This is a genomic window from Streptomyces sp. NPDC003284 (genome assembly GCF_053589675.1).
This window is the reverse complement of sequence record NZ_JBSFSI010000025.1, coordinates 42,166-61,616: the sequence shown is the minus strand read 5'-3', so window position 1 is coordinate 61,616 and position 19,451 is coordinate 42,166. Positions and strand designations below refer to the sequence as shown.

General features: G+C 73.4%; 15 protein-coding genes and 1 riboswitch. Of the genes, 5 read left to right on the top strand and 10 right to left on the bottom strand.

Annotation, left to right across the window (positions count from 1 at the left end):
* From cobO to ACWDYF_RS33335, 5 genes are read right to left on the bottom strand one after another with little or no spacing between them, the layout of a single operon-like run.
* Positions 1–600, bottom strand: a complete 600-nt coding sequence (gene cobO, locus ACWDYF_RS33355; RefSeq protein WP_018567680.1) for a cob(I)yrinic acid a,c-diamide adenosyltransferase — start codon at positions 598–600, stop codon at positions 1–3.
* Positions 600–2,657 carry a putative cobaltochelatase gene (locus tag ACWDYF_RS33350; protein WP_389473070.1) on the bottom strand — a complete coding sequence of 686 codons (2,058 nt, stop codon included), beginning with the start codon at positions 2,655–2,657 and terminating at the stop codon, positions 600–602. Before ACWDYF_RS33350 ends, cobO begins: the two co-directional genes overlap by 1 nt.
* Positions 2,654–6,307 carry a cobaltochelatase subunit CobN gene (gene cobN / locus ACWDYF_RS33345; protein ID WP_389473072.1) on the bottom strand — a complete coding sequence of 1,218 codons (3,654 nt, stop codon included), beginning with the start codon at positions 6,305–6,307 and terminating at the stop codon, positions 2,654–2,656. Before cobN ends, ACWDYF_RS33350 begins: the two co-directional genes overlap by 4 nt.
* Positions 6,304–7,824, bottom strand: coding sequence for a cobyric acid synthase (locus ACWDYF_RS33340; protein ID WP_389473074.1), 1,521 nt, complete (start codon positions 7,822–7,824; stop codon positions 6,304–6,306). The genes cobN and ACWDYF_RS33340 overlap by 4 nt, the downstream gene beginning before the upstream one ends.
* Positions 7,821–8,795, bottom strand: coding sequence for a cobalamin biosynthesis protein (locus ACWDYF_RS33335; RefSeq protein ID WP_389473076.1), 975 nt, complete (start codon positions 8,793–8,795; stop codon positions 7,821–7,823). Before ACWDYF_RS33335 ends, ACWDYF_RS33340 begins: the two co-directional genes overlap by 4 nt.
* 100 nt (positions 8,796–8,895) lie before the next feature.
* Positions 8,896–9,036: riboswitch (cobalamin riboswitch) on the bottom strand.
* Positions 9,037–9,163: 127 nt separating this feature from the next.
* On the opposite strand from ACWDYF_RS33335, the gene ACWDYF_RS33330 reads away from it, so the two are divergent.
* On the top strand, positions 9,164–9,415 hold the full coding sequence (locus tag ACWDYF_RS33330; protein WP_078509980.1) for a DUF397 domain-containing protein: 252 nt from the start codon (positions 9,164–9,166) through the stop codon (positions 9,413–9,415).
* 270 nt (positions 9,416–9,685) lie between these two features.
* Here the strand turns inward: ACWDYF_RS33330 and ACWDYF_RS33325 are convergent, their stop codons facing one another.
* From ACWDYF_RS33325 to ACWDYF_RS33310, 4 genes are all read right to left on the bottom strand, one after another.
* Positions 9,686–10,150, bottom strand: a complete 465-nt coding sequence (locus tag ACWDYF_RS33325; protein WP_037893784.1) for a hypothetical protein — start codon at positions 10,148–10,150, stop codon at positions 9,686–9,688.
* A 46-nt stretch (positions 10,151–10,196) separates the two neighbouring features.
* Complete coding sequence (locus ACWDYF_RS33320; RefSeq protein WP_389473078.1) at positions 10,197–11,054, bottom strand: helix-turn-helix domain-containing protein; 858 nt, start codon at positions 11,052–11,054, stop codon at positions 10,197–10,199.
* Positions 11,055–11,299: 245 nt separating this feature from the next.
* On the bottom strand, positions 11,300–11,521 hold the full coding sequence (locus ACWDYF_RS33315; protein ID WP_018567688.1) for a hypothetical protein: 222 nt from the start codon (positions 11,519–11,521) through the stop codon (positions 11,300–11,302).
* A gap of 46 nt (positions 11,522–11,567) precedes the next feature.
* On the bottom strand, positions 11,568–12,878 hold the full coding sequence (locus ACWDYF_RS33310) for an inorganic phosphate transporter (RefSeq protein WP_389473080.1): 1,311 nt from the start codon (positions 12,876–12,878) through the stop codon (positions 11,568–11,570).
* Between the two features lie 168 nt (positions 12,879–13,046).
* On the opposite strand from ACWDYF_RS33310, the gene ACWDYF_RS33305 reads away from it, so the two are divergent.
* The 3 genes from ACWDYF_RS33305 to ACWDYF_RS33295 all read left to right on the top strand — a co-directional run bounded on the left by ACWDYF_RS33305 (position 13,047) and on the right by ACWDYF_RS33295 (position 16,850).
* On the top strand, positions 13,047–13,835 hold the full coding sequence (locus tag ACWDYF_RS33305; RefSeq protein ID WP_389473081.1) for a class II aldolase/adducin family protein: 789 nt from the start codon (positions 13,047–13,049) through the stop codon (positions 13,833–13,835).
* Between the two features lie 179 nt (positions 13,836–14,014).
* On the top strand, positions 14,015–15,136 hold the full coding sequence (locus tag ACWDYF_RS33300; RefSeq protein ID WP_381743891.1) for an alpha/beta hydrolase: 1,122 nt from the start codon (positions 14,015–14,017) through the stop codon (positions 15,134–15,136).
* A 412-nt stretch (positions 15,137–15,548) separates the two neighbouring features.
* The gene (locus ACWDYF_RS33295) at positions 15,549–16,850 is read left to right on the top strand and encodes a hypothetical protein (RefSeq protein WP_389473084.1); all 1,302 of its coding nucleotides are present in this window, start codon (positions 15,549–15,551) and stop codon (positions 16,848–16,850) included.
* 22 nt (positions 16,851–16,872) lie between these two features.
* Here the strand turns inward: ACWDYF_RS33295 and ACWDYF_RS33290 are convergent, their stop codons facing one another.
* Complete coding sequence (locus ACWDYF_RS33290; protein WP_018567693.1) at positions 16,873–17,286, bottom strand: VOC family protein; 414 nt, start codon at positions 17,284–17,286, stop codon at positions 16,873–16,875.
* A 258-nt stretch (positions 17,287–17,544) separates the two neighbouring features.
* On the opposite strand from ACWDYF_RS33290, the gene ACWDYF_RS33285 reads away from it, so the two are divergent.
* Positions 17,545–19,143, top strand: a complete 1,599-nt coding sequence (locus ACWDYF_RS33285) for an ABC-F family ATP-binding cassette domain-containing protein (protein ID WP_018567694.1) — start codon at positions 17,545–17,547, stop codon at positions 19,141–19,143.
* The last annotated feature ends 308 nt before the right edge of the window (positions 19,144–19,451 follow it).

Below are 19,451 nucleotides of genomic sequence, written 5' to 3'. Positions count from 1 at the left end.
TCACCACTCGATGCCCCGCTGGCCCTTCTGCCCCGCGTCCATCGGGTGCTTGACCTTGGACATGTCGGTGACGAGGTCGGCGGCCCCCACCAGCTTCTCCGGCGCGTTGCGCCCGGTGATCACCACATGCTGGTTCCCCGGCCGGTCGCGCAGCACCTCCACGACCTCGTCGGTGTCCACCCAGCCCCAGTGCATCGGGTACGCGAACTCGTCGAGCACGTACAGCCGGTACGTCTCGGCGGCCAGGTCCCGCTTGACCTGCTCCCAGCCCTCGCGGGCCTTGGCCTCGTTGTCCGTCTGCGCGTCCCGCTGGACCCACGACCAGCCCTCGCCCATCTTGTGCCAGACGACGCTGCCGCCCTCGCCGGAGTCGCCGAGCACCCGCAGCGCCCGCTCCTCGCCGACCCGCCACTTCGCCGACTTGACGAACTGGAACACCCCGATCGGCCAGCCCTGGTTCCAGGCGCGCAGCGCCAGCCCGAACGCGGCCGTCGACTTGCCCTTGCCGATCCCCGTGTGCACGACCACCAGCGCCCGGTTGCGGCGCTGACGCGTGGTCAGCCCGTCGTCCGGCACGGCACTCGGCTGTCCCTGCGGCACTACGCGGCCCTCCTCGACGTCCCCTGCACATCCCGGACCAGACCGGCGATGCTGTCGGCCCGCAGCTCGTCCAGCGTCACCGGCGTCCCGCCCAGCTCACCGGCGAGCCGCCCGGCCAGACCCAGCCGCACCGGACCGGACTCGCAGTCCACGACCACCGAGGCGACCTGTTCGGCCGCCAGCAGCCGCGCCGCCCGCTCGGCCAGGGCGACCGGCTCGGGCCCGCCCGTCGCCCGGCCGTCGGTGACGACCACGAGCAGCGGACGCCGCGCCGGATCGCGCAGCCGCTCCACCCGCAGCACCTCGCGCGCCCGCAGCAGCCCGGCCGCCAGCGGCGTACGCCCGCCGGTCGGCAGCGACTCCAGCCGGACCGCCGCCGCGTCCACCGACGAGGTCGGCGGCAGCGCCACCTCGGCCGAGGACCCCCGGAAGGTCACCAGACCCACCTTGTCCCGGCGCTGGTAGGCGTCCAGCAGCAGCGACAGCACGGCACCCTTGACCGCGCTCATCCGCTGCCGCGCCGCCATCGACCCGGACGCGTCCACCACGAAGAGCACGAGGTTGCCCTCGCGCCCCTCCCGGGTCGCCTGCCGCAGATCGTCCCGGCGGACCACCAGACCGGGTCCCGACCGGCCCCGCGCCCGCTGGTGCGGCGCCGCCGCCCGCACGGTCGCCGCCAGGTGCAGCTTGGTCAGCGTGCCGCGCGGCCGCCGCGCGCCGGTCGTCCGCCCGTGCTCGGTCCGCGCCCGCGAGCGCCGCCCGGCGGCACCCTCGCCGAGCCCCGGGACACTGAGCACCTTGGTACGGAACGGCTCCGCCGCCCCCACGGCGGCCTGCTCGCCCGCGCCCGCGCCGGACGGCCGCGGCTCGCCGCCCGTCTCGTCCTGCTGGTCCTTCTGGTCCTGCTCGGGCCGCGCGCCGCTCTCGTCGCCCCGCGGACCGCCGTCCTCGGGCTCCGGCTGTCCGCCGCCCCCGTCCGGCCCGTCCGTCCCCGGACCGGGATCCGGGTCGGGGTCGGGGTCCGGGTCGGGATCGTCGTCCTCGGGACCGGCGTACTCCTGGAGCGTCTCGTCCAGCTTGTCCTCGTCCAGGCCCGGCGCGTCGAACGGATTGCGCCGCCGCCGGTGCGGCAGCGCCAGCAGCGCGGCCTGCCGCACGTCCTCGGCGAGCACATCGGTCCGCCCCGCCCACGCGGCCAGCGCGGTCGCCGTGCGCGCCATCACGATGTCGGCGCGCATGCCGTCGACCTCGAAGGCCGCGCAGGTCGCCGCGATCTGCCGCAGCGCCGCGTCACCGAGCCGCACCCGCGGCAGCAGCTCCCGCGCCGCCGCGATCCGGGCGCGCACCGCGGCCTCCTCGTCGGCCCAGCGCGCCGCGAAACCGGCCGGATCGTCGTCGTACGCCAGCCTCCTGCGCACCACCTCGACCCGCTGGTCCGGCTCCCGCGAGGCGGCCACCTCCACGGTCAGCCCGAACCGGTCCAGGAGCTGCGGGCGCAGCTCGCCCTCCTCCGGGTTCATGGTCCCCACCAGCAGGAACCGCGCGGCGTGCCGGACGGACACGCCCTCGCGCTCCACGTAGGAGGCGCCCATGGCGGCGGCGTCCAGCAGCAGGTCGACCAGATGGTCGTGGAGCAGGTTGACCTCGTCGACGTACAGGATCCCGCGGTGCGCGTCGGCGAGCAGCCCCGGCTCGAACGCCTTCACGCCCTCCGCGAGCGCCCGCTCGATGTCCAGCGCGCCCACCAGCCGGTCCTCGGAGGCGCCCACGGGCAGCTCGACCATCCGCGCCGGACGCGTCTCGAACGTCCCCGGCTCGTGCGGTCCGTCCGGGCAGGACGGGTCGGGGGAGTCCGGGTCGCAGGAGAACCGGCATCCGGCGACCACGTCCACCGCGGGCAGCAGCGCCGACAGCGCCCGCACGGCGGTGGACTTCGCGGTGCCCTTCTCGCCGCGGACCAGCACCCCGCCGACCGCCGGGGAGACGGCGTTCAGCAGCAGCGCGAGCCGCAGGTCGTCCTGACCCACGACCGCCGTGAACGGAAACGGGGTACTCACTTCTCGTCACCCTCCAAGTCGCCCTCCAGCTCCAGATACGTGGCGCGCAGCCGCTCCAGCGTGTCCGCGTCCGGCTCCGCCCACAGCCCGCGCTCGGCGGCCTCCAGGAGCCGTTCGGTGATGCCGCGCAGCGCCCACGGGTTGGACTTGCGCATGAACTCCTGGTTCTCCGGCGAGAACACGTACTCCGCCGACAACTTCTCGTACATCCAGTCGTCGACCACGCCCGCCGTCGCGTCGTACCCGAACAGGTAGTCCACGGTCGCGGCCATCTCGAAGGCGCCCTTGTAGCCGTGCCGGCGCATGGCGGCCATCCAGCGCGGATTGACCACCCGGGCCCGGAAGACGCGGTGGGTCTCCTCGCCCAGCGTCCGCGTCCTCACCTGGTCGGGCACGGCGGAGTCGCCGACGTACGCCTCGGGGCTGCCCCCCGTCAGATGCCGCACCATGGCGACCATGCCGCCGTGGTACTGGAAGTAGTCGTCGGCGTCGACGATGTCGTGCTCACGCGTGTCGACGTTCTTGGCGGCCACCGCGATCCGCCGGAACGCCGTCTCCATGTCGCCGCGCGCCGCCCGCCCGTCGAGCCCGCGCCCGTAGGCGTAGCCGCCCCACACCGCGTACACCTCGGCGAGGTCCGCGTCCGAGCGCCAGTTGCGGGCGTCGATCAGCGGCAGCAGGCCCGCGCCGTAGGCGCCCGGCTTGGAACCGAAGATGCGGGCCGTGGCCCGGCGCCGGTCGCCGTGCTCGGCGGTGTCCTCGTCCGCGTGCGCCCGTACGTAGTTGGACTCGGCGGGCTCGTCCAGCTCCGCCACCGCCCGGACCGCGTCGTCGATCAGCCCGACCACGTGCGGGAACGCGTCCCGGAAGAAGCCGGAGATACGGACCGTGACGTCGACGCGCGGCCGGCCCAGCTCCTCCAGCGGGACGATCTCGAAGCCGGTGACCCGGCGCGAGGCGTCGTCCCACACCGGACGGCAGCCCAGCAGCGCCAGGATCTCCGCGATGTCGTCGCCCTGGGTGCGCATCGCGGAGGTGCCCCACACCGTCAGGCCGACCGACCTCGGGTACGCGCCGGTGTCCTGGAGGTACCGCTGCACCAGCGAGTCCGCGAGGGACTGCCCGACCTCCCAGCTCAGCCGCGACGGGATCGCCTTGGGGTCGACGGAGTAGAAGTTCCGGCCGGTCGGCAGCACATTGACCAGACCGCGCGTCGGCGAGCCCGAGGGACCCGCCGGGACGTAACCGCCGTCCAGCGCCCGCAGGATGTGCCCGATCTCGTCGGTGGTCCGGGCCAGCCGGGGCACCACCTCCGTGCAGGCGAACTCCAGCACGGCCACGGCCGCGGGGAGTTCACCGCCGAGCACCCCGGCCACCAGCGCGGGGACGGCGGCCCGGTCCCAGCCGCGCTCCTCCATGCCCTCGGCGAACCGCCGGCACAGCGTCTCCAGCAGATCGATCGTGTCCGCCGCCGTCCGCGCCGGGCCCTCCACCAGGGCGGTCAGCTCCACCGGCACCTTCACCGCGGCACCCGGCTCGGCCAGCAGCTCCTTCTCCACCAGCCCGAAGTGCGCGGCCAGCGCCGCCCGCAGGCCCGGCAGCGCGTTCGCCTGCCCGCCCCACACCTGCGAGGCGCGCAGCACGGCCAGCACCAGGTTCACCCGGGGCTCGCCGACCGGTCCGCCGCCCAGGATGTGCAGTCCGTCGCGGATCTGCACGTCCTTGATCTCGCAGAGATAGCCGTCGATGTGCATGACGAACTCGTCGAACGCCTCGTCGTCGGGCTGCTCGTCCACATGCAGGTCGTGGTGGAGCTCGGCGGCCTTGACCAGGGTCCAGATCTGCGCGCGCACGGCCGGGGCCTTCACCGGGTCCAGGTCGGAGACGAGCGCGTACTCGTCCAGGAGCTGTTCCAGCTTGGCCAGGTCGCCGTAGGTGTCGGCGCGGGCCATCGGCGGCACCAGGTGGTCGACGACCGTGGCGTGCCCGCGCCGCTTGGCCTGGGTGCCCTCACCGGGGTCGTTGACGATGAACGGGTAGATCAGCGGCAGATCGCCGAGGACCGCGTCCGGGGCGCAGCCGCCGCTCAGGCCCAGGCCCTTGCCCGGCAGCCACTCCATGGTGCCGTGCTTGCCCATGTGCACGACCGCGTCGGCGCCGAAGCTGTGGTCCAGCCAGCGGTAGGCCGCCATGTAGTGGTGCGAGGGCGGCATGTCGGGGTCGTGGTAGATCGCGATGGGGTTCTCGCCGAAGCCGCGCGGCGGCTGGATCATCACGACCACGTTGCCGAACCGCAGGGACGCCAGCACGATGTCGTCGCCGTCCACGTACAGGCTGCCCGGCGGCTCGCCCCACGCCTCGGTCATCGCCTCCCGCAGCGCCGGGTCCAGCGTCTCGAACCAGGCCCGGTAGTCGGCCAGCGGCACCCGCGCGGGCGCGGCGGCCAGCTGGTCCTCCGTCAGCCACTCCACGTCGTGGCCGCCGGCCTCGATCAGCCGGTGGATCAGCTCGTCGCCGTTGTCCGGGTACTCCGTGAGCCCGTACCCGGCCTCCCGCAGCGCGTCCAGGACCCGTACCGCCGAGGCGGGCGTGTCCAGGCCGACCGCGTTGCCGACCCGGGAGTGCTTGGTCGGGTACGCGGTGAAGACCAGCGCGACCTTCTTCCCGGCGTTCGGCGTGTACCCGAGCCGGGCGTGCCGCACGGCGATCCCGGCGACCCGGGCCGCCCGCCCGGGATCGGCGACGTACACCGGTACGCCGTCGGGGCCCTGCTCCTTGAAGGAGAACGGGACGGTGATCAGCCGTCCGTCGAACTCGGGGATGGCGACCTGCATCGCCGCGTCCATGGGGGACAGGGCCGCGTCGGAGGCGTCCCAGGCGGCGCGCGAGGAGGTCAGGCACAGCCCCTGGAGCACCGGGACGTCCAGGTCGGCGAGGGCGCCGATGTCCCACGCCTCGTCGTCGCCGCCCGCCGACGCCTGCGAGGCGTGGGTGCCCCCGGCCGCCAGGACGGTGGCCACCAGGGCGTCGGTCCGCCCGAGGATCTCGAACAGGCCGGGGTCCGCGCCGCGCAGCGAACCGCAGTACACCGGAAGCGCGTTGGCGCCGTGCGCCTCGATCGCCTCGCACAGGGTGTCCACGAAGGCGGTGTTGCCGCTCAGCTCGTGCGCGCGGTAGAAGAGCACACCGACCGTGGGGCGGCCCGGCACGTGAGGACGCTCCCCGCGCACCCCGAACTCCGGCATCCGGCGCGGCTCCTCGAAGCCCTCGCCGGTCAGCAGCACCGTGTCGGACAGGAACCGGGCCAGCTCGGCGAGGTTGGCCGGGCCGCCCTCCACCAGGTAGCGCAGCGCCTCGGCGACCACACCGGCGGGCACCGACGACTCGGCCATCAGCTCCGCGTCCGGCACGCTCTCGCCGCCCAGCAGCACGGTCGGCACACCGGACGCCTTCAGCGCGGCGAGCCCGTCCTCCCAGGCCCGCTTGCCGCCCAGCAGCCGCACCACGGCGAGGTCCGCGCCGTCCAGCAGCGCGGGCAGCTCACCGGTCACGTCCACCCGGGTCGGGTTGCCGATCCGGTAGGACGCCCCGCAGGCGCGGGCCGCCAGCAGATCGGTGTCGGCGGTGGACAACAACAACACTGTGCTCATGCGGGCGCTCCCGGTGGAATGAAAGGCAGTCCTTGCGGCGCGCCGGACTCGATGAGCCGCCACAGCGCGTCCGTGTCCGCGTGCTGTTCGATCAGGTCGCCGAGCCGGTCGAGCTGCTCCTCGCGCAGCGCGGCGAACGACGTGGTGGGCGAGGGCACGAAACGGCGGCCCGCGGCGGCGGCGACCACCCGCAGGAAGGCCCGGCGGAAGCCGTCCGACTCCAGCGAGCCGTGCCAGTGCGTGCCCCAGACCGAGCCGGCCCGGCAGCCGTCCAGGAACGGTTCGCCGCCGGTGACGTCGGCGACGCCGTGATGGATCTCGTAGCCCTCGACCCGCTCGCCCAGGGCCGTGCCCTCGGGCCGGGCGAGGGTCTTGTCCGGGGCGAACCGGACGCGTACGGGCAGCAGTCCGAGCCCGTCGACCCGGCCGCGACGGCTCTCGACGTCGTCCTCGATGTGCTCGCCGAGGAGCTGGAAGCCGCCGCAGACACCGAGGACGGGCCGCCCCTCGGCGGCCCGGCGCCGCAGGGCGTCCGCGAGGCCCCGCTCGCGCAGCCAGTCCAGCGCCCGCACGGTGCCGCGGGTGCCCGGGACCACGACGAGATCGGCGTCGGCCAGTTCCTCGGGCCGGTCCACGAACCGCACGACGACGCCCGGTTCGGCGGCCAGCGCGTCCACGTCGGTGAAGTTGGACATCAGCGGGACGGCGCAGACGGCGACCCGCAGCACGTCCTCGCCGACCGGCGGCGCCACGGCGGACTCCCGTACGGCACCGCGCAGCGACACCCGCAGTCCGTCCTCCTCGTCGATGCCGAGCCCGTGCCGGAAGGGCAGCACCCCGTAGGTGTGCCGCCCGGTGAGCCCGTGCAGCATGCCGATGCCGGGTTCGAGCAGCGAGACGTCGCCGCGGAACTTGTTGACGAGGAAACCGGCGACCAGTTCCTGGTCCTCGGGGGAGAGCAGGGCCACGGTGCCGAAGAAGGAGGCGAAGACGCCGCCGCGGTCGATGTCGCCGACGACGACCACCGGCAGCCGCGCGCCGCGCGCGATGCCCATGTTGACGATGTCGGTGCGGCGCAGATTGATCTCGGCCGGACTGCCCGCGCCCTCGCAGATCACCGCGTCGTAGGAGCCGCGCAGTTCGGCCAGGCAGTCCAGCACCGTGCCCAGCAGCCGCTGCTGGCGCCCGCCGTGGTAGCCGCGCGCGCTCATCTCGCCCACCGGCCTGCCCAGCAGCACCACTTGGCTGCTCTGCTCGCCGCCCGGCTTGAGCAGCACCGGGTTCATCAGCGCGGTCGGCTCGATCCGGCACGCCTGCGCCTGCATGGCCTGCGCCCGGCCGATCTCGGCGCCCTCGCGGGTGACGAACGAGTTGAGGGACATGTTCTGCGCCTTGAACGGCGCGACCTTGACGCCCTGGCGCGCCAGCCACCGGCAGATCCCGGCGGTGACGACGCTCTTCCCGGCGTCGGAGGTGGTCCCGGCGACGAGCAGCCCGCCGCCCCGGCCACCGCTCATGACGTACGTCCCTTCGTCCGACGGCCGCGACGGCCGCACAGGAGCCTCACGGCGGCGCATGTGCCGAGCGCGAGCCAGCTCACGCGCCGTGAGAGCCGTACGGCCCGGTCGATGTCACCGGCCTGCACCGCGCGCCCCGCCGCGCCGTTCAGTACCGGCCGGTGCTCCACGCGCCCGGCGTACGACAGCGTGCCGCCGAGGCGGACGCCGAGCGCGCCCGCGAACGAGGCTTCCACCGGCCCGGCGTTGGGGCTCGGGTGCCGTCCGGCGTCCGCGCGCCAGGCGCGCACGGCGCCGCGCGGATCGCCGCCCGCCGCGGTGGCCAGGACGGCGGTCAGCCGGGCGCCCGGCCAGCCCGCCAGGTCGTCCAGGCGGGCGGAGGCCCAGCCGAAGCGCCGGTGGCGGGGCGACTTGTGGCCGACCATGGCGTCCAGGGTGTTGACGGCACGGAAGCCGAGCAGGCCGGGCACGCCCGCGACGGCGCCCCAGACGAGGGCGCCGACCACGGCGTCGGAGGTGTTCTCGGCGACCGACTCGACGACCGCGCGGGCGATCTGGGCGGCGTCCAGCGCCTGCGGGTCGCGCCCGCACAGATGCGGCAGCCGCGCCCGCGCGGCCTCGATGTCGCCGGACTCCAGGGCCTGTCCGACGGCGCGGGCCTCGCGGGCCAGCGAGGTGCCGCCGACCACGGCCCAGGTGGCGGCGCCGGTCAGCAGGACGGAGGCGGTGTACGGGAAGCGGGGGGCGCGGGCGGCGCGGGCGGCGGCGGCCCCCAGCGCGACGGCGCCGCCGGCGCACACGGCGGTGTGCAGCGCGCCCCAGCCACGGTGGTCGTGCCACAGCACACGTTCGACGGCGCCCGCGGCCCGCCCGAACACGGCGACCGGATGCCCGCGGCGCGGGTCGCCGAGGAGCAGGTCACCGAGGAGGCCGGCGGCGGCGCCGTACGCGAAGACGCGATCGGCACCCATCGGGTCAGCCGGCCGCGGGGTCGGTCAGGGAATCGCTGATGAACCTCGGTCGGCAGCCGCGCATGGCGATGGTCCTCACTCAGGGTGTCCGCGCCCTGGTTCGACGTGACCGGCGGCGAGAGTTCCTGGCTTCCGGGGATGTTCCTCCCCGGTGACAGTGGCGGGACCGCGCCGGATTCGCACCGGCTTCCTCTTCTGCCGCCGTACATGGCCCCGGAAGTCCACCACGGCCCCGGAACAGCCGTCAACTTGCCGTTGACCTGCGGCGGGGTGGTGTGCCGAGGCTCATATCCCCGATCCGGGCCCGCGGACTTGAAACGGCTCCTTCTGGCCTCTTTCCCGGCGGCGAAGCTGGGAAGACTCCTGTCATGAACATCCATGGGGGCTGGAGGAGGCGGGCGTTGGCAGGCAGGGAGCCGACAGGGCGCGCCTGGGTCAGGAGCAGCTACTCGGCGAGCGGCGGAGAGTGCGTGGAGGCAGCTTGGGAGCAGGGCCGTGTGCTCGTGGGCGACTCGAAGCGGCCGGTGGACGGCGCGAGCGGGCCCGTGCTCGCCTTTCGCCGTACGGCGTGGTGTGGTTTTCTGGCGGGGCTGGTGAACCCGGAAGCGGGCGGCTCGTGATCGCCCCGGGGGGGGCGGGAGGTGCACCTATGCGGGACCGAGCTGACGGAACGGCGTCGGCGGTGGGAAACCGCGACGGAACCATGGAGAACCGGACGTCCGCGGCGCTCCCGCTGATCCTCTTCTCCTCGGCCACGGGGATCCTCGCGGTGGGGGCCGGCGCGTTGGCGGCGCTGCTGGTACCGGACGGCGCGGCGCGCGGCGTTGTCTGGCTGCTGGTCACCGCGCTGGTGGCCGCCGGCGGCGGACTGTGGTGGGGGCTCACCCCGCTCACGGAGCGGCTGAGGGTCCTGAACCGGGCCCTTGAGACGGTTCAGCCCCGGGGCGAGCCCCCTCGCTGACCCCGCCGGGCACGGCGGCACCGGAGCGCCGACGCAGCGCTCTGCCCACGGTGGCGCCGAGCGCTGTGAGGACCGCCGCGCCGACCGCCCCGGTGACAGTGGTAGTCAGCGGGGTGGCCGCCGCGAACGGAACGGCGGGAGTGACCCGGGTGGCCACGGCGATGCTCAGCAGGAGGACGCTCGCGCACGCCGTGGCCACCAGCATGCGGGCGGACAGCAGCCGGATCTCGTTGGAGACCCGGGCGTTCTCCAGCTCGATCAGCCGCTGAAGCCACTCGGGCTGCTTGATCGCCTCGACCTTGACGGTGTTGTCGTCGAGTGGAGCAGCGTTCTCCGGCTCGGCGCCCCCCGTACGCAGGCGCTGCCACCACGTTCGTATTCCGAAGACCGCCATGGTCCTCCCACCCCGTTCCCGCCCGGGTCGTCGTCCCGTCCCGGGGTCAGCTGTTGTCCAGGCTCCCTCTGACCGCGCCGAGCAGGTCGGTCATCCGGTCGCCCTCGTACGCGATGGCGCTGATCTCCTCGAAGCACTCCTGGTAGCGGGCCATCAGGGCCAGATCATCGCGGCTCGACAAGCCGCCTCCTGGTCCCTCCACGTAGAGCAGGTCGTCGTCGTCGCGGAAGCTGAGCAGGATGAACGGCGTCGCGACGCTGAAGTGCGCCCCGGCGGAGAACGGCAGCACCCGCAGATTGGTGCGCGGGTGCTCCGTGAGGGACAGCAGATGATCGATCTGCCGTCGCATCACGGCGGGTCCGCCGACCTGCCGCCGCACGGCCGCCTCGTCCAGGACGATGTCGATCCGGGGACCGTCGCTCCCGTCGAAGAACCGCTCCTGCCGGGAGAGCCGGAGGTCCACCTGCTGGCGCAGCAGCGACTCGGGGCCCAGCGCCGACAGCAGCGCCGTGGCGTAGTCCTCCGTCTGCACGAGCCCCGGCAGGATGGTCGGGTTGTACATGCGGATCGTGTCCGCCGACCCCTCGTACCCCAGGTACAAGGCGTACTGGGGCGACACCACGTCGCTGTACTGCGCCCACCATGACTGTCCTTTCGAGCCGCGTGCCGCGTCCTCCAGCTCCGCGACCAGACCGGCGTCCGTGACCTCGTACAGCTGGAGCAGGGCCCGCAGGTCCGTGACCCCGAGACTGACCGTCCCGGCCTCGATCCTGATCAGTTTGGAGAGCGACCATTCGAGGGCCTTCGTTGCGTCCCGCTGGGTCAACCCGGCGTTCTCGCGTGCCTTGCGCAGTTCGATTCGCAGCCTGCGTCGGTTGAGGCTCGGATCGATGTCTCTTGGCATGGTGCTCCCTGCCACATGTCGGCGTTGACTTGTCGGGCTGCCACCATCGAACAGTTAACTACCCACTAGAGTAGGTGGCTTAGAGCTCGGCGACCAGCCTCTGGCAGTATGACATGTGTCCTTTCGGTGAGGTCACGAAGAGGGGTCGAAGGCAGCAAAAACCCCCGTAAGCGTCATAGAACGACTCACGGGGGTCGATGCGGATGGTGCGGCCGGGGCCTGAGTGGCCGCAGGGCTTCCTGTGGTCAGCCCAGGATCAGGGAGATTCCGTAGGCGACAGCCGCCGCACACAGCGCGAAGCACGCATAGGCACCGGCGGTGGCGGCGACGGCCGACTCGCCGCGGGTCGACGCGGCCTCGCGGCGGGACAGGCCCGCGATGCCGAGGGTGAACAGGGCCACCAGGCCGACGGTGGCCACGAGACTGACGCCGAAGACGGAGCCGAGCGCCGCCCAGTCGATCTTCATGTCGGAGCTGCTTTCTTGATTCTCGGGAGCCGGGTGGGGCGCGCGGTCAGACGGCCGCGGCGGGTGGGGTGGCCGCCGCCGGGGCCGCGACCGGGCTCGGGTCGAGGACGGGGACGGGCGCCGGGGCGGGGATGGTGGCCATCAGGCCGTCGGCCGCCGGTGCGTCCGTCAGGGGCGCCGCCGGTGCCGCGGCCGGGGGCGGGGCCACCGCGGCGATCGCCTGGGTCACCACACCGGCCGGTTCCCCGGCGGCGGGCCCGGTCGCGTTGACGTTGGTGTGGTCGACGACCTGACGGCGGGAGATCTTCCAGATCGCGAAGCTCGCGGCCACCAGGAACACGGCGACCAGCGTGGTGCCCCAGTCGCCCAGGCCGGTGACGGCCTCGGCGCCCGCGCCGACCACCGCGGCGGCCGGCAGCGTCAGCACCCAGGCGACGGCCATGCGGCCCGCGGTGGACCAGCGGACCACACCGCCCTTGCGGCCCAGGCCCGCACCCATCACCGAGCCGGAGACGACATGCGTGGTGGAGAGCGAGAAGCCCAGGTGGGAGGAGGCCAGGATGGCCGCGGCCGAGCTGGTCTGGGCGGCGAAGCCCTGCTGCGGCTGGAGATCGGTCAGGCCCGTGCCCATGGTGCGGATGATGCGCCAGCCGCCGATGTAGGTGCCGAGCGCGATGGCCAGCCCCGCGGAGAGGATCACCCAGGTGGGAGGGTTGGCGCCGGGGGAGACGGCGCCACCGGCGATCAGGGCGAGGGTGATGATGCCCATCGTCTTCTGCGCGTCGTTGGTGCCGTGCGCCAGCGAGACCAGGCCCGCGGAGGCGATCTGCCCGGCCCGGTGGCCCTTCTCGGCGGCCTTGCCGTCCGTCTTCGCGCCGATCCTGTACGACAGCCGGGTCGCGACCACCGCGGCGACGCCCGCGACGACCGGCGCGGCGACCGCCGGGATCATGACCTTGGTGACCAGGACGTCGCCGTGCACGGCACCGACGCCGGCCGAGGCGATGGTGGCGCCGATCAGACCGCCCAGCAGGGCGTGCGAGGAACTGGACGGGAGTCCGACCAGCCAGGTCAGCAGATTCCAGAGGATCGCGCCGACCAGGGCGGCGAAGATGACCTCGGGACGGATGCCGGTCTCGTCGACGAGACCCTTGGAGATCGTGTTGGCGACCTCCACGGAGAGGAACGCGCCCACCAGGTTCAGTACGGCGGACATGGCCACCGCGACCTTGGGCTTGAGTGCGCCGGTGGAGATGGTGGTGGCCATCGCGTTGGCGGTGTCGTGGAAACCGTTCGTGAAATCAAACGCGAGTGCGGTTACCACCACAATCGCGAGGATCAGCGAGAAGCTTTCCATTTACCCAGGCAATCGTTCGAGCGTCATTGGCTCGTCGAACGTAGGTAACCCGGGTGAACGGAAGATGAACTGGGACGGTCGCAGTGGTGTCCGAACCTGTGGCTTGTCTCCCACTTCCGGGAGATCCGCTTCCGGTCCGGACCCCCGCCGGGCTGGCAGGATCGCCGCATGGCTGAACGACGGCGGGAGACCGGGCACACGGGACGCGCGAGCGGCACCCAGGAGAAACACAGGACCCAGGAGACACACGGCACCCAGGCGGCACAGGAGACAGGGGAGGCGCCGCCGGACGAGGACGAGACGGCCCGCGCCTGGCGGGACCTGGTGGACACGGCCCGCCGCACCGTCGCCGACGGCCTGGTCGTCGGGACCTCGGGCAATGTGTCGGTACGGGTGGGGGACACCGTCCTCGTCACCCCGTCGGGCGTCCCCTACGACCGGCTCACCCCGGACGATGTGACGGGCGTCGCACTCGACGGCCGACAGGTGCTGGGCACCCTGGTCCCGACCAGCGAACTCCCCATGCACCTGGCCGTCTACCGCACCACCGACGCGCGCGCCGTCGTGCACACCCACGCCGTGCACGCCACGGCCGTCTCGACGCTGGTGTCCGAGCTGCCGCTGATCCACTACATGGCGGGCGCGCTCGGCGGCCCGGTGCGCGTCGCCCCCTACGCGACCTACGGCACCGAGGAACTGGCTGCGCACATGCTGGCCGCGCTCGACGGCCGCTCCGGCTGCCTGCTGCGCAACCACGGCACCCTCACCCACGGCGCCACCCTCGACCAGGCGTACGACCGCACCGCCCAGCTGGAGTGGATGTGCCGCCTGTGGCTGACCGCCTCCTCGGTGCCGGGCCTGACCCCGTCCCTGCTCTCACCGGAGCAACTGGCCCAGGCGTCGGACCGGCTGCGCGGGTACGGGCAACGCGGCGGGGCGCGCGGCACGGGCCGGTGACGGCGACGGCTCGCCGGGGTGGGCGGACACGGGCCGGTGACGGCTCGCCGGGGCGGGCGAACACCGGCCGGTGAAGGCTCGCAGGGGTGAATTCCGCCGTTCCTGGAACTCGCGAGGACATGTCACCCCGACCGCACCTTCCGCTGGCCGGTGACCCGGTACGCCCGGACACTGGACCCGTGCGCACAGTCAAAGCGGCGGCCGCGGCCGTCACCGCGGCCCTGGCGGCCGGCGCGGCGAGCGTCGCCGCCGGCCGGCTCGCCAGCGACGCCGCGCTCAAGTCGCCCCCGGGCCGGCCCCTGCCCACCGAGCCCCGGCTCACGGTGCACAGCACGGCCGCCGGTCAGATCACCCTCACCCGGGACCTGGCCTCACTGCGCCCCGGCAGCTACGGCCTGGCCGGCAACGGCTCGCACGCGGTCGTCGGCCCCGTCCTGCGGGACGCGCCGCACCTGCCCGACACCGTCGTACGCCGCCTCGAACGCGTCACCCACGGCTCGCTGCACCCCCGCGACCGGGTCTGGCTCACCCCCAACCTGCACGTCGGCAACCCCGGCACGGCCCTCGGCCTGAAATACGCCGACATCGACGTGCCCGGCGAACTCGGCCCGCTGCCCGCCTGGTTCGTGCCCGCGGTGCGCGAGACCTGGGTGATCACCGTGCACGGCCTGGGCGCCACCCGCGAGCACCCGCTGAACATCATGGAGTTCCTGCACCGCAGGCACTTCCCGGTGCTGGACCTCGCCTACCGCGGCGACCTCGGCGCCCCCCGCCCCCCGGACGGTCTCAGCCACCTCGGCGCGACCGAGTGGCGCGACCTGGACGCGGCGATCCGCCACGCCGTCGGGAACGGCGCCGAACGCGTCGTCCTGCACGGCTGGTCCACCGGCGCCACCATGGCGCTGCGCGCCGCCCTGCACTCGAAGCTGCGCGAGCGGGTCTCCGGACTGATCCTGGACTCGCCCGTGCTCGACTGGGAGGCGACGCTGCGGGCCCTGGCCAGGGCCCGGCACACCCCCGGCCCGCTGCTGCCGCTCGCGGTGCGCGCCGCGCAGGGCCGCACGGGCCTGTACGCCGACGGCGACACCGGCGCCCCGGCACCGCTCACGGTCCCGACCCTGATCTTCCACGGCCCCGACGACGAGGTCGCCCCCTGGGCGGCCTCCCGCCGCCTCGCCGCCGACCACCCCAACCTGGTCGCCCTCCGCCCGGTCCCGCACGCCTCCCACGGCGCCATGTGGAACGTCGACCCGGAGGCGTACGAGGAGACGCTCCGGCGCTTCCTGACCCCGCTGATGTGAGGCGGGCCGGGTCCCGGTCCGGAACGAGGTGCTCCGGGCCGGGACCCGGCCCCTCCGGCCTCTCTTCTCCGTCCTCCCCGCCGCCTCCCCGCCTTCCTCCGCCCAGCTCCCGCGACCCTCTCCGGAGGTTCCGGTTGAGGGGCGGCGGGATGGCCTGAATGCGGTGTGTCGCGGCCGTCCCGGAGGTCTGCCTTGGCCCTCTCCGTCGCCCGCCGTGACATTCCGTTTGGGTTTTCGGACCGTCAACCGGAAGACTGCACCCGTGACGTCCCGTATCCCGCGCGACTCCAGGCTTCGACTCGTCCGCCCACGACCCCTGGCCGCCGCCCCCCGAGCCGTGAACCAGCGGCGCTCGCGCCGCCCCGCCCCGCGTCCACCGGAGGGCACCCCGGCGCCCGCGGAGCTGGCCAGAATGGCGCGCTCCGGCCTGGCCGGGGCAGCCCGCGTCGCCCGCTGGGCCGATGCCGCCCTCGGACCCGGCCGGGCCGGGGCGACCGCGGACGGCAAGGCCACCCTCTCCCCGGCCACCGCCGAGCGCGCGGCCGATGAGCTGGACCTGACCGCCGCTCAGGTCCGTGCCGAGTGGGACACCGCCCGCCTCGCCGGACTCATCGAGGTGCACGGCGACAGAGCCCGCCCCGGCTGGCGGCTGCGCGCCTGGGACCGCGACGACAGCGCCGTGCTGCGCGGCTGGGTCGCCCTCTTCGACGCCTGGTCGCTGGCCTGCCCGGAGCCCGACGGCCATGAGGCCGCGGCGGTCGCCGAGGTCGTCTCGGCCATGCCGCAGGTGCTCTCCTTCCTCCAGCTCTCCGCCGGTCCGGTCCCCGTCGACCAGCTCCTCGACCTGCTCCAGCAGCGCGTGACCGAACTGCGCACCGAACGCTGCGAGGTCCCCTACGGTCCCCGGACCCAGGAACCGGAACAGAGACAGGAACCGGAACAGGGACAGGGGCAGGCACCGGAACCGGAACCGGCGCAGGAGCCGCTCCCGGCCGCCCTCGCCCCGCTGCTCGACTGGGCCCTGCGCGCCCTCGGCGCCGTGGGAGCGCTCACCTACGGCGAGGGGCAGGCCACGCTCACCCCGCTGGGCAGCTGGGCGGTCTGGGTCAAGCTGGAGCAGATCTGCGTCGCCGCGCAGAGCCCCGCCGGCAACATCGAACAGGCGGCCGAGGGCATGCTGCGCGGCTGCGCCCAGCTGCGCCCCAACGCGGCCCGTGCCGAGTACCGCGCCTGGCTCGCCGCCCGTCCCGTGGGCAGCGCCATCACCGAACTGCTCGGGGCCGCCCGCGGTGAGGACGCCCTGCTGCGCGGCCTCGCCTTCGAGGCGCTGCGCGTCGTCGGCGCCCCCGCCGAGCCCGAGGTGCGGGCCGTGCTCGACGAGCCCGCGCTGCGCCCGTACGCCCTGCTGTGGCTGGCCGAGCACGACGGAGTGGACCCGGAGGACGCCCATGAGGTCCTGACCCGCGAGGAGGCCACCTGGCTGTGGGTGGACACCGCCGCGGCCGTCGCCGACCACGGCGAGGCCCCGATGCTCGTCCGGCACCTGGAGTCGGCGCTCCAGCCCACCGTCCCCGCCCTGCTCGACGAGGTGCGGGCGGTGGGGCACCCGCGCACCGTGCAGGTACTGGTCGCCCTCGCCGCCGCGCACCCGGACCCCGCCCTGGCCAAGGCCGTCCGCAGGGCCGCCTTCCAGGTGCACACCGGCGGGAGCTAGCCCACCGCCGGGCCGTGCGCCGTCAGCCCTCCGTGCGAGGGGCGTACGTGCCGAAGCTCCAGACGTTGCCCTCGGCGTCCCGGGCCATGTAGTCCCGGGAGCCGTACTCCTGGTCCGTCGGGGGCATCAGGATCTCCGCGCCGTGGTCCACGGCCCGCTGGTGGTGGCCGTCCACGTCGTCCACGACGACATAGACCCCCACCGGGCCGGAGCCGCGCATCGCCTCGTCGAAGCGCCCGCCGCGCCCCTTGGAGCCGAGCATCACCGCGCCGTTGCCCTGCACCAGCTCGGCGTGCTGGACGAGCCCGTCCTCGCCCTCGTACACCGACAGCTCGGTGAAGCCGAAGGCCTCGGTGAGCTGCCGCAGGGCCGCCCTCGCGTCCGCGTACAGCAGCGTCGGGTAGATGCTCGGACGTCCGCCGGCCGTGTCCGCCATGCCGATCACTCCCTTGTGCGTCGTGCCGCGCGAGCCGCCGCCCGCCCGGTTTCGCCCCGTCCATCCGGTTCGCGGACCAGTGTGGCACCGGCCACCGACAACGCCCCGCCGCGGCCGCCGCACCCCTGGGCAAACACCCGGGAAAACAGCTTGCACACCCCCGTTAGACTGTTCCGCATGGCCTTTCTCCTCGCGCATTAGACGGCGGGAACGTCCTCAGCCGCCCAACCCGCCAACGACCTGCCCTGGAGTCTGTCCGTGATCTCCGCTTCCGGCATCGAGCTGCGCGCCGGTGCCCGCATCCTCATCGAGAGCGCCACCTTCCGCGTCGCCAAGGGCGACCGCATCGGCCTCGTCGGCCGCAACGGCGCAGGCAAGACCACGCTCACCAAGTGCCTGGCCGGCGAGGGCGTCCCGGCCGGGGGCACCATCACCCGTTCGGGTGAGGTCGGCTATCTCCCGCAGGACCCCCGCACCGGCGACCTCGACGTGCTCGCCCGTGACCGCATCCTCTCCGCCCGCGGCCTGGACGTGCTGATCCGCAAGATGCGCGAGAACGAGCAGCGCATCGCCAACGGCAAGGGCGCCACCCGCGACAAGGCGATGAAGCAGTACGAGCGCCAGGAGACGGAGTTCCTCACCAAGGGCGGCTACTCCGCCGAGGCCGAGGCCGCCACCATCGCCGCCGCGCTGAACCTGCCCGACCGGGTGCTCGGCCAGCCCCTGCACACGCTCTCCGGCGGTCAGCGCCGCCGGATCGAGCTGGCCCGGATCCTGTTCTCCGACGCGGACACCCTGCTGCTGGACGAGCCGACCAACCACCTCGACGCGGACTCGATCATCTGGCTGCGCGACTATCTGAAGACCTACCGCGGTGGCTTCATCGTGATCTCCCACGACGTGGAACTGGTCGAGACGGTCGTCAACAAGGTGTTCTACCTGGACGCCAACCGCTCCCAGATCGACATCTACAACATGGGCTGGAAGCTCTACCAGCAGCAGCGCGAGGCCGACGAGAAGCGCCGCAAGCGCGAGCGCGCCAACGCCGAGAAGAAGGCCGCCGCGCTCAACGCCCAGGCCGACAAGATGCGCGCCAAGGCCACCAAGACCGTCGCCGCGCAGAACATGGCCCGGCGCGCGGACAAGCTGCTCTCCGGCCTTGAGGCGGTCCGCCAGTCCGACAAGGTCGCCAAGCTGCGCTTCCCCGAGCCCTCGCCCTGCGGCAAGACCCCGCTGATGGCCGAGGGCCTGTCGAAGTCGTACGGCTCGCTGGAGATCTTCACCGACGTCGACCTGGCCATCGACAAGGGCTCCCGGGTCGTCATCCTCGGCCTCAACGGCGCGGGCAAGACCACGCTGCTGCGGCTGCTCGGCGGGGTGGAGAAGCCCGACACCGGCGAGGTCGTCCCCGGTCACGGCCTCAAGCTCGGCTACTACGCCCAGGAGCACGAGACCCTGGACCCGGAGCGCACCGTCCTGGAGAACATGCGTTCGGCCGCGCCCGACATGGATCTCGTCGAGGTCCGCAAGGTGCTCGGCTCGTTCCTGTTCTCCGGCGACGACGTCGACAAGCCGGCCGGGGTCCTCTCCGGCGGTGAGAAGACCCGGCTCGCGCTGGCCACCCTGGTCGTGTCCTCGGCCAATGTGCTGCTCCTGGACGAGCCCACCAACAACCTCGACCCGGCCAGCCGCGAGGAGATCCTCGGCGCGCTGCGCACCTACAAGGGCGCCGTCGTCCTCGTCACGCACGACGAGGGCGCCGTCGAGGCGCTCCAGCCGGAGCGCATCATCCTGCTGCCCGACGGTGTCGAGGACCTGTGGGGCGCGGGCTACGCGGACCTGGTCGCCCTCGCCTGACCCCGCCCGACACTGCGTCCCCGGCCCCGTCCGCCGACCCGGCCGGGGCGCTGATCAACAGGGTATGGATCATTCGGCCTATCGGTGATCCATCATCTGCGTGAGATCTCCTCGTATCGAGGTGTGTCTGCCACGTATTTCCCGGCCGAGCCCTTATGTGCCAAGGGCTCGGCCGTCGTGCGTCTCTGACCTGGCACTTCGCGGAACAACCCGTTCGGCCGTACGGACGGTGACGTGCGGAATCGGCAATTCCGCATGTGGGGACGTGCTCCTGTCGTCACAAGCCTGTCTCACGGACCTTGCCGAAT

Bases quoted from the DNA above. Each gene is read 5' to 3' on its own strand.
- ACWDYF_RS33305 (WP_389473081.1), top strand. From the start codon at position 13,047: ATGGCTGAACGACGGCGGGAGACCGGGCACACGGGACGCGCGAGCGGC.
- cobN (WP_389473072.1), bottom strand. From the start codon at position 6,307: ATGAGCACAGTGTTGTTGTTGTCCACCGCCGACACCGATCTGCTGGCG.
- ACWDYF_RS33330 (WP_078509980.1), top strand. From the start codon at position 9,164: ATGAACATCCATGGGGGCTGGAGGAGGCGGGCGTTGGCAGGCAGGGAG.
- ACWDYF_RS33295 (WP_389473084.1), top strand. From the start codon at position 15,549: ATGGCGCGCTCCGGCCTGGCCGGGGCAGCCCGCGTCGCCCGCTGGGCC.
- ACWDYF_RS33325 (WP_037893784.1), bottom strand. From the start codon at position 10,150: ATGGCGGTCTTCGGAATACGAACGTGGTGGCAGCGCCTGCGTACGGGG.
- ACWDYF_RS33340 (WP_389473074.1), bottom strand. From the start codon at position 7,824: ATGAGCGGTGGCCGGGGCGGCGGGCTGCTCGTCGCCGGGACCACCTCC.
- ACWDYF_RS33335 (WP_389473076.1), bottom strand. From the start codon at position 8,795: ATGGGTGCCGATCGCGTCTTCGCGTACGGCGCCGCCGCCGGCCTCCTC.
- ACWDYF_RS33310 (WP_389473080.1), bottom strand. From the start codon at position 12,878: ATGGAAAGCTTCTCGCTGATCCTCGCGATTGTGGTGGTAACCGCACTC.
- ACWDYF_RS33320 (WP_389473078.1), bottom strand. From the start codon at position 11,054: ATGCCAAGAGACATCGATCCGAGCCTCAACCGACGCAGGCTGCGAATC.
- ACWDYF_RS33315 (WP_018567688.1), bottom strand. From the start codon at position 11,521: ATGAAGATCGACTGGGCGGCGCTCGGCTCCGTCTTCGGCGTCAGTCTC.
- ACWDYF_RS33290 (WP_018567693.1), bottom strand. From the start codon at position 17,286: ATGGCGGACACGGCCGGCGGACGTCCGAGCATCTACCCGACGCTGCTG.